We start from the raw sequence: 14,649 nt of genomic DNA, 5'->3' as shown, positions 1-14,649 counted from the left end.
CGTTTTTTATCTTCCGTCAATCACTTGCTTGTGACGTTACGTCACAGGTTATAATCAGAGCGGGGAGGTCTTAACGATGGAAATCACAATTGGTCAGTTTGCCAAATTAGTCGGCTCAACGGTCAGAACCGTACGATACTATGACAAAATCGGGTTGCTGACACCTACAAAGATCAACAAAAGTGGCCGCAAAGTGTATACAAGGTCAGATATAGACTTATTCCAGCAGATTATGATCTTAAAACATTTTGGTCTTTCTTTAGATGAGATAACAGAGCAGATGACGAACGAGGCATTAAAAAACCGGGAATTAATGCAAATCCAAAAGCAACTCATCGAAGAGAAGCAAGCGGAATTAAATGATATGTTAGAAGTAATTACAAGGATGGACAGGCTATATCGTGTAGAAGGAATTAATGAGGAAGAGTTGGATGAATATGCTTTTATCATGCTTGATCTATTCCGTCGGGAAAAAAAGCAAATTCAAGCCTTTAAAAAATACTTTCATGCGGACGAGCAGTTGATGGAGGAATTAGAGCGGCTGCATGATCCGGTCTACAAAGAAAAAATGGATCTTCACGTATGGCATCTGCTGCAAGCCATCAGACATGCGATACAGCATGACGATCCTGCCAGCCGAGATAAAGTGCGGCAAATTATTGATGACATGAATCAGATGTTTCCGGCGAGCCGAAACTTTTTAGAGCTTGTGGAGAATGAGCAGTTTTTAGAAACGTACACGGATGAATTCAACAATTATTTTCCGGAAGATATCGCAAGTTACCTATTGAAAGAAATCAAAATGTATTACCAGGATTAGGAATGACGGCTCTTCTTTGAGCTTTTCTTTTTCCTGATGGGGCGTTACAATTAAGTGGAACGCGTATTCGTATGTATTTATGGATATGAGACAACAGGAGTAAAGTTAGGAGATGGCTCTGCAACGATGATCAAAAAAGAAGTCGCTCATATTCGCAAGCAATTCAAGCTGGACCATGAAATGCTCACGATTCACGATATTTTAAATGCCTACATTATGAAAGATAGCGAAGAAATTTATCATTATGAGTGTCAGCCGTTCGCGATGGTTGAGCGGGAGAAGCAGGAGCTGTATATGCTCAATTTCAAAAAACTGCTGACTGGCGAGCTGGATCAAAAGCTGTACGAGCTCAAGTTCATGGAGGAAGCGGAGGATCCTACCCGTGTGCTGCTGCACCAGGGCATGGTGACAGGTGATACCGAAGAGTGGATGAACCTGATGCTGCATCTGGTCGAGAAGATGCTGAAGGATAACAGGTATGAACGCGACACGGTAGTCACGTTCGTCCGTGGGCAATACTACCGGCCTACCAAGGGCCGTAACGATGAAGCCGAAGAAACCGGCAAGGATGAGATGTTCTCGCATCTGTTCATTCTGTGCAGTGTGAACTCTACAGAGCAGCAGCGCAAGTCGCTTCTATTCGACTATACCGAGCGGGAGTTTAAATACAATGTGAATGTTGATCCGATCGTCAAGCTCAGTACGCCGGAACAGGGCTTTCTCTATCCTAGCGTGACGGACAATGTCTCGGATGTGAACCGGGTACTGTATTGTGCCGGGAAGAATCATGAGCCTAATCTGAAATTCATCGAGGACGTATTGAATGCTGAACGTACGGTGACTGCGCTGGAGGAGCGCAGCTTTTTCGAAGAGATCGTAAGAGAGGTAGCGGGCGATCAGCTAGATGCGTCCACGATTTCTCAGGTGTATGAAGAAATCCACCGGGTCATTGAGGACAATGAAGAGGAAGAACCGCCGAAGCTGGATTACCGGGACATGGAGCAGCTGCTGACGGTCAGCGGCGTGCCGGATGTAACGGCGGAGAAGATGGAGCAAGCGTTCCAGAACGTCGTAGATGACAGGAATTATGAGCTCAAAGCAAGCAGTGTGATTCCCAAGTTCAATTCCAAATCCATCAAGATTCAGACCAAGGTGGCCTCCATCTCGGTCAGTCCGCAAGACTTGAGATACGTGAAGCAGGTTAATTATCAAGGCAAACGGTGCATTCTCATCGAGGTGGATGAAGATGTCGTGATCGAAGGCTTTACGTTAAACACGGAGACGCTTTAAAGGAGTTTGCAAAGTGAAGTATCTCCCGCAAGAGGTAGAGTGGTGAGGTTTTAGAAGGACATGCAAGAGGACACCATGGCGTTGGTGTCCTTTTTCGCATGCCTTTTTTTATGAAAAAAATTAGTTGAACAATCGTTCAATTAATGGTATCTTTAATTCAAGCCTTTAGTGGAGGAGGAATCATATGGCTAGACCAGCTGGTCAAGGGAACAAAACCAAACTGAAAATCATTCAAAGTGCGACAGAGCTTTTTAGACAGAAAGGCTATGGTGCATCCATTGAGGATCTGCGTTTGAAAACAGGGATTAGCAAAGGATTAATGTATTATCACTTTAAAAATAAAGAAGAGCTCTTCATTGCCTGCTTGAAAAATGAAACCATGAACTTGATATCGAATTGGACACAGGATCAGTCAAATGCTCGCTTAACAGCAACTGAAAAACTTTATCTCGTCACAGATTATTTTATTGAAGGGAACCAAAACTCGTTGATCTACAACATTCCCCAGTTTGTGGCGCAAAGCGAGCTGGATGAAACAAATAAAAACCTGAATCTGGAACAATTGACGCATCAAATCATTGCACCAGAAATCAACTTGATCCATGAAATTCTGGAAGAAGGGGTTCAAAAGGGGGAATTCTCACCCGCCTTAAATAAATTCGAGGTGAGTATGATTATGTACAGCTGCATATCCAGTTTCTTGCTCATGAGGGAGGTTGGGTTATACTCGGATCTCACGGCTTCATTACACCGGTCTTTTTTGGATCTGATTTTACCAGGTCTCGCCAATAAACCACAAGGAGGGTCCTAATTTTTTTTATTCATTAATTGAACGATTGGTCAGTTAATTGATTGCAGGTTGCAAATGGGATGACAGAGAGGAGATGCAGGACATGAAAAACAAACAAGGCAGGGGATTAGCGTCTATCGGTGGTGAGCGGATTGCGGAGTTGGATATCATCCGGGGGGTCGCGCTGCTTGGTATATTACTGGCCAACATGCCGCTTTTTTCATCCCCCTATCCGTATCATCAAGTTTTGAATGTGTCCCTATGGAACGACGGCTTGAATCAATTCGTGATGTCGTTTCTGCAAATTGTTGTAGAATACAAATTCATTTCGATTTTTTCGTTTCTGTTCGGATTAGGGTTTATTATCTTCATGGAGCGGCTGCAGCAGCGAGGGGAAAAGCCTGTGGCTTTATATGTCAGGCGACTGCTGTTTCTCATGCTGCTAGGCTTTCTACACGGCCACTTTGTGTGGTACGGGGACATTTTGCTGATTTATAGCCTGTTTGGATTTATTTTGTTACTATTTCGGAATCTATCTCCCAAAGCGCTGCTTGTCACTGGAATGGGCACATTGCTCGTTATGGCTTCATTGCTTGCCTGGCAAACCTTTGGCTTCGACAATAAGTTATCTACCGCATTGGCTCCACCACCGGAGCAAATGGAACAATTAGCCGAGCAGTCGATTACGGTGTATCAAACGCGTAGTTTTTCGGAAATGAATAGCCAGCGTTCAGAGGATGCGAATATGATTCGAGTCGGCATGTTTTATAATGTGTTCCTATCGCTTGGGATGTTCTTCCTCGGCGCTTATGCAGGCAAGCGCGGCTTCTTCCGTGACCTTGATAAGCACCGGCTTACCGTCAAGCGGGTCTGGATCTGGAGCGCCGTAGTCGGCTTCCCGTTTCTCGCACTCCAGTTTGTGCTCAAGGAGGCATTCGATGTTAACCATCCCGGTCTGAATCTGGCCCAGGTTCCTGCCCTGCTCATCGCGAGTCCGGCATTGGCCATCTTCTATATTACTTCGCTGCTGCTGTTGCTGAGGACGGCCATAGGTCGGCAATGGATCGCCCCTCTGGCCGTAGTTGGCCGTACAGCCCTGACTAATTACTTGTTACAATCCATCATTTGCACAACGATATTTTACAGCTTCGGTTTTGGCTTGTTCGCTCAGGTAAGTCCTTGGTTAGGTGTACTCTTGTCGTTCGTTATCTATGCGATTCTTGCTGTCTTGAGTCACCTATGGCTACAACGCTATAAGTTCGGACCGATGGAATGGGTATGGCGCATGGTGACCTATGGCAAGATTGGGGCGATTCGAAAATAATCCATCCAGGTTCATTGGGGTTGCTCCTGATCTAATTGGCTAATTACACTCCCAGGCCCAGCAAAAACCGATCCGCCGCTTTTAACCGTGTCCCTTATGAGTTGAATTAAATGGTCTTTGTTCATTTGAACATCGGCCAACCATGCCAGGGTTTCAGCAGTTGCAGGCTCATGCTTCGCTCCCCAAGCTGATAATTCCCACAGGACTGGTAATAAATCTAACCCTCCCTCTGTCAATTGATAGAGGTCTTTTCTTCGATCATCGGGATGGGGGCTCTTCGTAATCACCCCCATCGATTCAAGACGGGACAAACGATTCGTTAGTATATTTCTAGCAATCCCTTCATCCGAGGCAAGGAATTCCCCAAACGTTTTCTTTCCTGCAAAAATAATATCCCTGATGATGAGTAGGGACCAGGAGTCGCCTAACAGCTCAAGAGAAAATGAAATCGGACAATTTGATCTTCTATTGTGGGGGTTGGAATGTTGCATAAAGCCTCCCTTGACTTCTTTGGTTAATTATTACTATAATCATATCAGTTTCAAATTGCAACTGAAAATGAGGAGGGAATAGTAATGAAATTTATGCTCACGTATAGGGGCGGTGTCGTTCCAGACGATCAGCTTGATCAGAATGTTCCAGAGCTTTGGAGATGGCTGGACAATCTCAGGGAGAATGGATATGAGAAGGTGCGCTTTGCCGGAAGTGGCCGAAAAACGATAACACAAGAATCAGTTGGCGAATATGCTGGAGACCTATTCGGGATTTCCATTATTGAAGCGGATTCTCTGGAGGAGGTCATTTCGTTAACTTCCGATTGGCCGGAATTGCAGTATGGAGGCAAGATTGAAATACTAGAGGCATTAGGTGATTAATATGTCCGTTGCAAATTAAGCAAGGGTAATGGAAATCAGGGGCCTGCTCAGGAGGCCCCCTGCAATAATCAAATTTGCTGAGGATTAACCTTGAACATACGATAAAGAATGCGGTCGAACATCCGGTCTGACATCAGCTTGCGCATGAGTAATACAGGCTTGGCGTTGCCGGCCACATATCTTGTTTTTGGTTTTTTGGCAAGAATGGCTTTGGAAACCAAGTGGGCAATTCGCTCAGGAGAATAAACGGAGCTCGATTTTTCAAACGTTTTAAAGGTTTCCGTAAACGCTTGGGCCAATTTGCTGTATGCAGTTTTCCCCGATGTCTTTCCTACATGCTCGATGACGACTTCTGCCCATTCACTTTCCGTTGCCCCGGGCTCAATGACAATCACATCTATACCAAAGGGTTTAACTTCTACCCTCAGGCAATCGGAATACCCTTCAAGCGCATGCTTGGCGGCATGATACCAGGCACCGAGCAGGGTATATACTTTGCCGCCTGCTGAGGAGGTATTAATAATCTTTCCTGAGCGTTGATGTCTCATATAGGGAAGAACGAGTTGCGTGAGACGGCTCAGTCCAAAAAGGTTCACTTCAAACTGACGTCTTGCTTCTGCGATAGGGACATCTTCGACAGCGCCGTAGGAGCCATATCCGGCATTATTGAATAAGACATCAATTCTGCCTTCCTGCTGGATGATTCGTGTAATTGCGTTAGTCATCGATTCATCATCGGTAAGATCCATTTCGATAATCCGGGCGCCCTTGGATTCAATATCTTTCATCTGTTCGATCCGTCTGGCAGCCCCGTACACAATATAGCCTTCTTGCAAGAGCTGGTTTGCTGTAGCTTTGCCAATCCCCGCCGATGCTCCGGTAATCAATACAACCTTTGGCTGATTCACAATGTTCATCTCCCCATTTATAATTAACGTGACGTAACGTTACTTAAGCTCATTATAGAGCTAACTTTAGGATACCGCAAGCGAATATGTTATAATTTTGCCGAAAGGAGACGTGCACCATGGAATTTGACCGCGTTCGAAACGAGGAGCAGCGCAAGATTCGCGTCGAGCAAATCAAGAATGCTGCGATTAAACTATTTGATACAGAGCAATTTCATGAGATTGATTTGGCTAAGATCGCCAAAGAAACGACCTTTACACGAGGGAACTTATATAAATACATCTCATCCAAAGAAGAGATCTATCTTCTGGTGGCACTGGATGAATTGCAGGGATGGGTCGCTGACCTCAAGCAGACATTTGATCAGGACCTGTCAGATGATATCGATGCGTTCTCACAGCAATGGGCGGAAGCAGCTGATCGACACCCCCGGTTTTTAAAGTTGATCTCCATGCTCTTTACCATAATCGAACGTAATGTCACGCTGGAGAAGCTGGTGGAATTTAAGAAGCAATATATTGTAGCGATTGCTGAGTTAGGCGAAGTCATGCAAGCTGTTTTCCCTGCCTGGGACGATAAAACCATCCAAAAATTTTTCGATTTGCAGTCCCATTACGTGATCGGACTCTTTCCCTATACTTCACCCGCACCCATTCAGAGAGAAGCTATGGAGCGAGCAGGATTTCATGTTGAGCCAATTCAATTTGTTGATAAAGTGGCTGAATTTGTGGCCTATACGGTGCGTTATTTGAACAAGTCATAGACGGAAGATCCAAAAAAAGCGGGGGCTCAACAGATAGAGCGCCTGCTTTTTTATGAACCATTGAAGCGATTTGGAAAAACAACAGGAATGGATGGGCGTGTGTCGAAGTGTTTCCATAGTGAAGAATACTCATTCATCAATGTAACCGCTAACATGTGGCGATGGCTCTATTCAATCTACCGTATAGGAGGATTTACATTGAAACTGGAAAACGATCAGTATACCCTTTCATTCACAGATGGAGGCGTAGAGGTACTTAAGGGCGGGAAGCCGCTGTATTATAACAAGCGTCCCATGTTTGTTACGGTGAAAACCGTATTCGCCTTAAACGAGTTTTACGACAAGCCCTATAGTGACGTGCGATTATCCGGTAACGGTAATCGCATCGTTGCCCAGGGCACGCTTGCTGTCCCGGCCGGATCCGAATTTGCATTTGTCGACACCTATGAAACCGCGGGTCCGGGATTTAAAGTTACTCGAAAAGTGAAGGTTTTGAAGGCAGGTGAAGATCTTGGATTTTCCACCAAGCTTTCTTTTGTGATGGCCGAGTCGCAAGAACCCCGGGATTACAACTATTTCGCTCCAGGGGTCTGGTACAAACAAAATGAGTTTGCCCGCGACACGGACTTTGGCAAAAACCTGGATGGGGAATACTTCTGGCGTATGGAGACCGGTTCCGCCTTGCCGTTGTTCGCCATGCACCATATTGCCTCTGGCGAGATGGCTGCGTTATCCCGTTGGACCTCTGACGTCACGATGCGATCACTCGACATCAAAATGGCCGGCAACTATGTGGATCCCAAGTTTACCATCGGCGCTCTTGGCATGAGTAAGCCACAGAGTCAAACGATGAATTACCTGTATTACGGTTTTCCTGTTCGAAAGGCATTCGAATCCTCGGTTGACGGCTTATCGATTGACTACGTATACCCAGGCTGTAATGGACAAATGGCGGCTGCAAGGCGATATGCCGGTTTGGATTACAAGGGGGAATCCATAAGCTTTAATCGCGTCAACCACCCGGTTGAAGTTGGATTCGAACAGCACTACTCCGTAGCGCTCCAATTCGGTCACTATCCGGACTATCAGCACATGATGCGCGAGATTTGGAGGAGCACCTACGACCGGATGCGGGATAAGCTGTTTGAGGTGGATAATGAACGTCATTTCCATGATTGTATGAACATGCTTACCCATTATACACAGCAATATGGTGACGCTTACGGTTTGCCGTTTTCGTGCCAGTTCCCTCATATGGATGTATCCAGTGTGTCGTTCCAATTTGGTTTTGTTGGGCAACAGCCTGGAATTGGCTATCAGCTGCTTCGCTATGGAGACAAGGAGAACCATGCCGAGGCTTATGAGAAAGGTGTGAACATCGTTGATTTTTGGGTGAGAACGGCGATGACGGAGTCTGGGTTGCCCCAGATGTGTTATCATCCGGGAATTGGCGCATTTGAGCCTTATCCGCACTATATTCGGATGCTGGCCGACGGCATCGAGAACATTCTGGATGCCTGGCTCTACATGCACAAGAAGGGGGAAGAGAAGCCGGAATGGTTGGCATTTTGCAGAAAAACAGCCGATTGGATTGTGAACATTCAGAATGATGACGGAAGCTTCTACCGTGCTTACAATACAGACAGCTCAATTCGTATGGACTCCAAAGCCAATACCCCAAGTGTCATTCGGTTCCTGGTCCAGTTTTATTTGGTGACCGGTGATGAGAGGTATAAAACCGCAGCCATCAAAGCAGGGGACTGGTCTTACGATAACGCTTATCTGAACCTGGAATACCGCGGCGGGACTTGTGACAATGTGGACGTACAGGATAATGAAGCCGGCATTTATGCGATGTGGGGATTCTTGGCGCTCTATGATCTGACGGGTGAGGACAAGTGGCTGGAGGGCACAATCGGAGCGGCAGATTACACGGAAACGTGGACCTATGCCTGGACCTTCCCGGTGACGACACCATGGCCCATTCATCCCTTCAATGACTATTCCATCAGCGGACAAAGTATTATTACCATTGGCGGGGGAGCGGATGTCTATATGGCGGCTTGTTCCTATACGTATTACCGCCTGTATATCATCACGGGGGATGAGCATTATCTGGATTTTGCCGAGTTTATTCATCAGAACACAAGGCAGTCCAATGACGTGGAGGGCCGAACAGGCTATGCCATGCCCGGCCTGGGACACGAAGCGGGCAATTTCATTAACCAAGTGTTAGAGAGCCACTATCATTGGCTGCCTTGGTGCACCTATGTGGAAGTCGACCCCTCATCCAGGCTGTATGATACCTTTGGTGCCTATGAGATTGCAGACGCGCAGAAGCTCAGCCCGCAAGAGCAGGCTGAGCGCAACCGGATTTATGATGATTATATCTAGGCGTTCGGCAGAGGCGCATCCGAAGAGATAAGGTTCTCTTCGAGCAGCTCCTCCCAAAACGCAGCAGGGATCGGTTCGCGAAGTGCCTGCAAATAAGCTGCTATACGCTCGGGGCGGCTAGCCCCGGGAATGACTGCAGCCACTGCCGGATGAGCAGAGGAGAATTGCAGAGCCGCCGCTTGCAGGCTGACCTGATGACGTTGGGCGATCCCCTTCAACTGTTCCACACGGGAATTGATCTGTGCAGGTGCCTCTTCATAATCATAATGAGCGCCCCCAACTGTGACACCAGAATTATAAGGGGCACCTACCACAATCTGAACCTTGTTGTCCAGAGCGTCGGGCATTAAGCGCTGTAAGGCATGCTCATGGTCCAACAGCGTATACTTGGTTGCTTGGAGTACGATGTCCGGCTTTGTTTCTTCCAGGGCTATGGCTAGTTCAATCGGCTCTGTCGTATTCACGCCAAGTCCCCACGAGGCAATAACTCCCTCTTTGCGAAGCTTCGTTAACTCCCGAAAAGCTCCGGTTCTAGCTTCCTCAAATTTGGCAAGCCACTCATCTCCGTGAAAGTCCGGCGAGACGTCATGCACATAAACAATATCGAGTCGGTCGGTTTGCAGGCGTTCCAGGCTCTGCCGGATGGATGTCCGCGTGCCTTCAGCGGTGTAATCATCGATTACCTTATTCTTCCGTCCGTATTCGAATATCCCTCCCTGATTCTCGGTCTCCTCATCGGAGATGACCCGCCCTACCTTGGTACTGAGCACATATTCATCACGATTATACGAAGACAAGACTTGTCCAAGGCGGATCTCGGCAAGGCCTGCACCATAGAACGGAGCCGTATCAAAATAGCGTATGCCTTGGTCCCAGGCAGCTTTAATAGTGGCAAGGGCTTCCTCCTCCGGAATGTCCCGGAACATATTGCCCAGTGGGGCAGTGCCCAAGCCGATTTTGTGCGTTTCTTTCAAAATGGTCATGTTCTCCTACCTCCTTTTCCCCTCATTAACCGCCCCGTTCCGGCTCAAACAGGGTAACCTACAAACCAAGCTTACTCGTCGCCAAGAATTATGGGAAGACGCATGCCGATTCGAACAGGAATGCCATTCAATCGACTTAGTCCCTACCATCCCTTTTTCTATAAATTAACATAAAAGTAAATTTATAAAAACCTGTTAAAGTATTGGTCTAGCCATAGACCTCCACCATTCCCATTAAAAACGCTTTGAACTGTTCTTGATAAGACAGAGGGGTTATGATTTTTAGGTCCTTGCCAAAACCGGCTAAAAAGCGAAAGCCGTCCTCGTTTTGAGGAACATGAATCGTGGCGATCAAGCTTTCTGGATTCGAGTCATCAATGCATTTTCGACCGTAGCGTTCAATAAATTGTTCTTTTATGCGAGGAGTGATCCTCGCTTTGACTTCAACGAGCCTGCTGCTGTAATCGGCTTCTGCCATCTGCTCAGAGCTATCCTCCCGAGGAACAAAGCGAGTCACCTCAAGCTTGCAATGGTCTGTCCTGGACAACTTGAACGTACGATAGGCTTTGCGTTCCAGGCAGAATCCTCTTAGATACCAGCTTCTCTCGCTAAAATGCAGACGATAAGGCTCCACCTTTCTGTTCGTAGCAACACCATTGCGATCCAGATAGTCAAAGGAGACCAGTCGGCTTTGCATAATAGCCTCCTGACATAGGCTCAGGGTGGGGAGCATGTCCGAGCGTCCTTCCCACTCATAGAAGGAAAGTTGAATGACACCTTTGTGAGATACGGAATTGACCATGGCTTCAATTTTTTTAAGGGTGCTTTCCACGTCCTCGCTAACGAGCAGTTGTTCAAGTCCGCTTAAGGCAATCAACACATTTTGCAGATCCGTATGGTTCAGCAGGCGTTTATCCAATTTATAGCTATTCATAATACCATACCCACCATTCACGCCATGAACGGCATAGATCGGAATGTTGGATAGGCCAAGTGTTTCCATGTCGCGAAGAATGGTTCGTTTGCTAACGCCAAAAATGCTGGCCAATGATGCTGCCGACATGACGTCTTGCTGCAACAAAATCATGACAATAGAGATTAACCGCTCTAACTTGCTCATCCTCTGCCCCCTGGGTACCCTGTGTGAAATTAATATTTGAAAGCTGCTATAATAGATGACATCTAAGCTGTCACCTATTATAGCTTATCCTTTAGATATAACAAGAAGGAGGTTTTATTAATGGCGGTTATCACTTATTTGAATTTTGATGGTAATGCAGAGCAGGCGATCGAATTTTATACGGAGGCGTTTCAGGCCACCCATGTGAAGAAGGTCCGCTTTGGGGATATCCCCCAGAATCCCAACTATCCGATGCCGGAACAGGAGCGGGCGATGATTATGGAATCATCCCTGGAATTTGCAGGCGGACGGTTGATGATGTCCGATGTGCCGCCTTCCATGAAAAACGTAACAGGAGACATTGTGAGGGGAACACAGTTACTTATCAGTATTGTTATTGACGATAAAGCCGCTCTGGCAGACTATTTCAGCAATTTGTCAGTGGGAGGACATGTCATTATGCCTCTGTCGGACGTGCCTTGGTCATCTTGCTTCGGGATGCTGGTTGATCGATTCGGAATCGTGTGGAAATTCAACAGCGATGCTGACAAATTCCTGGACCGTGTACTTTCTGAAAAGAATAACTAAATCGAATAAGAATGTAAGGGGGCTATGAAGCCTCCTTTTTTAATTTTTTCTACAGTATTCAGACGTAGATACGTGAACTGTACAGGAAATGACAATCTATTTGTCGAAGATGGTCTAGATGGTTTAGTTTTTATGGCTTGGAGGTATGGAATATAGTGGAAACATCAGCGAATATTGCATTTAAAACACATGTATCAAACCTAATGAGGGCAAGGTTTTCTATCTTATATCTGCCAACATGGGAAGAGGAGCGTGCGCTTTCCTTGATTTGTGCTGCTGCAGGCAATGAACGGTTGATTAAGACCGTCCGCAAAGTGTTTACCTGGAGCATTACGAACGGTATTGCCGAAGTGGGCCAACAAGGAAGCGAGGCCTCGAAGGCCCCGTTGAAGAGCCTCGAGTTCATTGAATCCTACGATCAGCCGGCCATTTTCGTGCTGAAGGATTTTCATGTGTATTTTGGCACGGGCGGAAAAACACCCGATCCCCAGATCATTCGCAAGCTGCGCGAGCTGAGTCAGCGCTTGAAGAAAAGCCCGTTCCCGAAAAACATCATTCTGATCAGTCCTTCCCTGCATCTGCCCCTGGAGCTTCAGAAGGACATTACGATTGTAGATTTCGAACTCCCCACCTTCGAAGAAATTAAAAACATGCTGGAAGGCATGATTCAGGCGAATCAATCCGGTGGACGCATCACGTTCGATCTGCAGCCGGAGGACAAAGAACGTCTGGCCAAGGCCGCACTCGGACTCACCCTCCATGAAGCGGAAAATGCGTTTGCCCGGGCCATGGTGGAGAATGGACGCTTGAACAAAGAAGACGTCGACATCGTGCTGGAAGAAAAACGCCAGATTATTAAGAAGTCCGAAATCCTGGAGTTTATCAAACCGGATCTCAACATTGACGACGTAGGCGGGCTGGAGAACTTGAAGCGATGGTTGTCCAAACGCAACAACTCCTGGCTTGATTCAGCAGCACAATACGGTTTGCCTGCGCCCAAAGGGGTTCTCATTACCGGGGTGCCAGGCTGTGGTAAAAGCTTGATCGCCAAAGCAATCAGTGCCATGTGGCATCTGCCGCTGCTGCGGCTCGATCTGGGTCAGATCTTCAGCGGCATTGTCGGCAGCAGTGAAGAGAATATGCGCAAAGCAATCCAAACTGCCGAAGCCATCTCGCCGTCTGTGCTCTGGATCGATGAGATCGAGAAGGGCTTCAGTGGCATCTCAGGCGGAGGCGACAGCGGCACATCCAGCCGGATCTTCGGTACGTTCCTGACCTGGATGCAGGAGAAAACGAACCCTGTGTTTGTCATCGCCACCGCCAACAATATTCACGCGCTGCCTCCGGAGCTGCTCCGGAAAGGGCGCTTCGATGAAATTTTCTTCGTCGATCTGCCGACCAAGAACGAGCGCAAAGATATTTTCCGTCTCCATATTAACAAACGGCTGCGGGACCCCCAGGTGATTGGCGACTTCCAGCTGACGGACGACACGCTGGAGCTGTTGGCCGAATCGACAGAAGGGTATGTCGGCGCGGAGGTGGAGCAAGCGGTGATCACGGCTTTATTCGAGGCATTCTCAGAGAATCGCTCCATCCGGCTTGATGATTTCAAGAAGGCGTTTGCGACGACTGTTCCTCTCGCCGTCACCCAAGCCGAGCAGATCCACGCGATCCGGGAATGGGCCAATGTGAGGGCCGTTGCTGCGACGCCCCGTGAAGATCGGATGGCGTACAAACAAGAGCTATTGGATGAAAATCCGCCCAGTGCAGAGCGTGAGGATATTCGTTCTGCCCGGGGCGGCCGCGCGGTCGATTTTTAAGGAGGGAGAACTAGCTCATGTCCCAAAAACAAATTCGTGTGCACATCTTCCCGAACGGTGAAATTCAAGCGGAAGTAATTGGTGTGAAGGGCAAAGCCTGCATGGATTACATCGAGGTGCTGGAGCAGCTGCTGGATGCCGAAACGGTGGACTCTGCTTATACGTCGGAGTACTACGAAACCGAACAAGCCCATATTCAACAACAAGAATTAAACCTAGCGAAGAACAACGCAAAGCGATAGGAGGGGAAGACATGTCTGTGTCGCTGGCAATGGTTCCTGTGGCATTAACGATGCGGCTAGTGATGGGCAAGGACAATTTTGACAACTGGGTATCTTCTATGCAAGTCAAGGAGCCCACGACGTTCAAAACAGAATTGGAGCTTGCGCGAACAGTCCGTAAAGCAGGCTACGATGCGGAGAAGTGGGGCGGCAGTATCAAAACCCATCTCGAAGGAGAAAGACATTATTTCTTCTGGGAATGCATCGATGGCATATGGACCGCAATCTTCAGCACCTCCGAATCCAGGGAGCGAATTGAGCGGCTCATGGCGGATGTGAATGAAGCGGCCGGGCGGCAAGTCTTCGAGCAGCAAGAGTTCCAGCCGGCAACGAACCTGTCCTCCTCGTTCCCTACTAATTTCCGGGATGGAGAGCTGCTCTTCAAGACGCTGAAGGAATTCGGCATCAATCCCGTCCGTCAAGGGTCGGGAATGACCTGCAAAGTAGAACAGTCCGTGCTCACATTTCATCAAAACGGCGACAGTCCTTTTCAAGTCACGGTTCAAAATGCCCCGGAGCTGCGCAGCGTGTTCGAATACTTGTCCGATGTAGATGAGGAATACAAGCGTTGTGTACAAGAGGTGGTCTACAGAAAGTTAAAGGCGCGCGCGGCTGCGCAGAACATGACGGTGGAGAGCGAGGAAGTGATGGAGGACCAGTCGATTGTGCTGACTTTGAACATTAGGAGTTGA

At 47.6% G+C, this 14,649-nt stretch carries 15 protein-coding genes; 11 read left to right on the top strand and 4 right to left on the bottom strand.

Going from position 1 to position 14,649, the window contains the following annotated elements:
• Nucleotides 1-76: 76 nt before the first annotated feature.
• The 4 genes from F556_RS0129260 (at nt 77) to F556_RS0129245 (ending at nt 4,224) form a co-directional block, all read left to right on the top strand.
• The gene (locus F556_RS0129260) at nt 77-820 is read left to right on the top strand and encodes a MerR family transcriptional regulator (RefSeq protein WP_020620558.1); all 744 of its coding nucleotides are present in this window, start codon (nt 77-79) and stop codon (nt 818-820) included.
• A 126-nt stretch (nt 821-946) separates the two neighbouring features.
• Nucleotides 947-2,110, top strand: coding sequence for a DUF4317 domain-containing protein (locus F556_RS0129255; RefSeq protein WP_020620557.1), 1,164 nt, complete (start codon nt 947-949; stop codon nt 2,108-2,110).
• Between the two features lie 184 nt (nt 2,111-2,294).
• Nucleotides 2,295-2,921 carry a TetR/AcrR family transcriptional regulator gene (locus tag F556_RS0129250; protein WP_020620556.1) on the top strand — a complete coding sequence of 209 codons (627 nt, stop codon included), beginning with the start codon at nt 2,295-2,297 and terminating at the stop codon, nt 2,919-2,921.
• An 82-nt stretch (nt 2,922-3,003) separates the two neighbouring features.
• Entirely contained in the window at nt 3,004-4,224 is a 1,221-nt protein-coding gene (locus F556_RS0129245; RefSeq protein WP_020620555.1) for a DUF418 domain-containing protein, read from the top strand.
• Nucleotides 4,225-4,235: 11 nt separating this feature from the next.
• On the opposite strand, the gene F556_RS0129240 is transcribed toward F556_RS0129245, so the two are convergent.
• Complete coding sequence (locus F556_RS0129240) at nt 4,236-4,715, bottom strand: winged helix-turn-helix transcriptional regulator (RefSeq protein WP_020620554.1); 480 nt, start codon at nt 4,713-4,715, stop codon at nt 4,236-4,238.
• An 84-nt stretch (nt 4,716-4,799) separates the two neighbouring features.
• On the opposite strand from F556_RS0129240, the gene F556_RS35570 reads away from it, so the two are divergent.
• Nucleotides 4,800-5,099 carry a YciI family protein gene (locus F556_RS35570; protein WP_020620553.1) on the top strand — a complete coding sequence of 100 codons (300 nt, stop codon included), beginning with the start codon at nt 4,800-4,802 and terminating at the stop codon, nt 5,097-5,099.
• Nucleotides 5,100-5,167: 68 nt separating this feature from the next.
• Here F556_RS35570 and F556_RS0129230 read toward each other — a convergent pair whose 3' ends face one another.
• Nucleotides 5,168-6,016: an oxidoreductase gene (locus tag F556_RS0129230; RefSeq protein WP_026297565.1), complete on the bottom strand. Its 849-nt coding sequence runs from the start codon at nt 6,014-6,016 to the stop codon at nt 5,168-5,170.
• Nucleotides 6,017-6,126: 110 nt separating this feature from the next.
• On the opposite strand from F556_RS0129230, the gene F556_RS0129225 reads away from it, so the two are divergent.
• Nucleotides 6,127-6,771 (top strand): TetR/AcrR family transcriptional regulator, encoded by a 645-nt coding sequence (locus F556_RS0129225; RefSeq protein ID WP_020620551.1) that lies wholly within the window; start codon nt 6,127-6,129, stop codon nt 6,769-6,771.
• Nucleotides 6,772-6,969: 198 nt separating this feature from the next.
• Nucleotides 6,970-9,165, top strand: coding sequence for a glycoside hydrolase family protein (locus F556_RS0129220; protein ID WP_020620550.1), 2,196 nt, complete (start codon nt 6,970-6,972; stop codon nt 9,163-9,165).
• Here F556_RS0129220 and F556_RS0129215 read toward each other — a convergent pair.
• Nucleotides 9,162-10,148, bottom strand: coding sequence for an aldo/keto reductase (locus F556_RS0129215; protein WP_020620549.1), 987 nt, complete (start codon nt 10,146-10,148; stop codon nt 9,162-9,164). The genes F556_RS0129220 and F556_RS0129215 overlap by 4 nt on opposite strands.
• A 208-nt stretch (nt 10,149-10,356) precedes the next feature.
• Nucleotides 10,357-11,268 (bottom strand): helix-turn-helix transcriptional regulator, encoded by a 912-nt coding sequence (locus F556_RS0129210; protein ID WP_020620548.1) that lies wholly within the window; start codon nt 11,266-11,268, stop codon nt 10,357-10,359.
• Nucleotides 11,269-11,388: 120 nt separating this feature from the next.
• Between F556_RS0129210 and F556_RS0129205 the strand changes: the two genes are divergently transcribed.
• The 4 genes from F556_RS0129205 to F556_RS0129190 all read left to right on the top strand — a co-directional run bounded on the left by F556_RS0129205 (nt 11,389) and on the right by F556_RS0129190 (nt 14,649).
• Nucleotides 11,389-11,856: a VOC family protein gene (locus F556_RS0129205; RefSeq protein WP_020620547.1), complete on the top strand. Its 468-nt coding sequence runs from the start codon at nt 11,389-11,391 to the stop codon at nt 11,854-11,856.
• 263 nt (nt 11,857-12,119) lie between these two features.
• The gene (locus tag F556_RS0129200; protein WP_020620546.1) at nt 12,120-13,676 is read left to right on the top strand and encodes an AAA family ATPase; all 1,557 of its coding nucleotides are present in this window, start codon (nt 12,120-12,122) and stop codon (nt 13,674-13,676) included.
• A 17-nt stretch (nt 13,677-13,693) separates the two neighbouring features.
• A complete protein-coding gene (locus F556_RS0129195; RefSeq protein WP_020620545.1) occupies nt 13,694-13,918 on the top strand; it encodes a DUF2997 domain-containing protein in 225 nt (74 codons plus the stop codon).
• A gap of 11 nt (nt 13,919-13,929) precedes the next feature.
• The gene (locus F556_RS0129190) at nt 13,930-14,649 is read left to right on the top strand and encodes a hypothetical protein (RefSeq protein WP_020620544.1); all 720 of its coding nucleotides are present in this window, start codon (nt 13,930-13,932) and stop codon (nt 14,647-14,649) included.

It is taken from the genome of Paenibacillus daejeonensis DSM 15491, from assembly GCF_000378385.1.
GTDB lineage: Bacteria > Bacillota > Bacilli > Paenibacillales > Paenibacillaceae > Paenibacillus_D > Paenibacillus_D daejeonensis.
Note: the sequence above shows the minus strand (reverse complement) of the source record. Positions and strands in the feature narration are given on the sequence as shown.

Excerpts from the sequence above, each read along its gene's own strand:
- F556_RS0129255 (WP_020620557.1), top strand. The coding sequence starts at position 947 with ATGATCAAAAAAGAAGTCGCTCATATTCGCAAGCAATTCAAGCTGGAC.
- F556_RS0129240 (WP_020620554.1), bottom strand. The coding sequence starts at position 4,715 with ATGCAACATTCCAACCCCCACAATAGAAGATCAAATTGTCCGATTTCA.
- F556_RS0129225 (WP_020620551.1), top strand. The coding sequence starts at position 6,127 with ATGGAATTTGACCGCGTTCGAAACGAGGAGCAGCGCAAGATTCGCGTC.
- F556_RS0129190 (WP_020620544.1), top strand. The coding sequence starts at position 13,930 with ATGTCTGTGTCGCTGGCAATGGTTCCTGTGGCATTAACGATGCGGCTA.
- F556_RS0129215 (WP_020620549.1), bottom strand. The coding sequence starts at position 10,148 with ATGACCATTTTGAAAGAAACGCACAAAATCGGCTTGGGCACTGCCCCA.
- F556_RS0129210 (WP_020620548.1), bottom strand. The coding sequence starts at position 11,268 with ATGAGCAAGTTAGAGCGGTTAATCTCTATTGTCATGATTTTGTTGCAG.
- F556_RS0129205 (WP_020620547.1), top strand. The coding sequence starts at position 11,389 with ATGGCGGTTATCACTTATTTGAATTTTGATGGTAATGCAGAGCAGGCG.
- F556_RS35570 (WP_020620553.1), top strand. The coding sequence starts at position 4,800 with ATGAAATTTATGCTCACGTATAGGGGCGGTGTCGTTCCAGACGATCAG.
- F556_RS0129230 (WP_026297565.1), bottom strand. The coding sequence starts at position 6,016 with ATGAACATTGTGAATCAGCCAAAGGTTGTATTGATTACCGGAGCATCG.
- F556_RS0129245 (WP_020620555.1), top strand. The coding sequence starts at position 3,004 with ATGAAAAACAAACAAGGCAGGGGATTAGCGTCTATCGGTGGTGAGCGG.
- F556_RS0129195 (WP_020620545.1), top strand. The coding sequence starts at position 13,694 with ATGTCCCAAAAACAAATTCGTGTGCACATCTTCCCGAACGGTGAAATT.
- F556_RS0129250 (WP_020620556.1), top strand. The coding sequence starts at position 2,295 with ATGGCTAGACCAGCTGGTCAAGGGAACAAAACCAAACTGAAAATCATT.
- F556_RS0129260 (WP_020620558.1), top strand. The coding sequence starts at position 77 with ATGGAAATCACAATTGGTCAGTTTGCCAAATTAGTCGGCTCAACGGTC.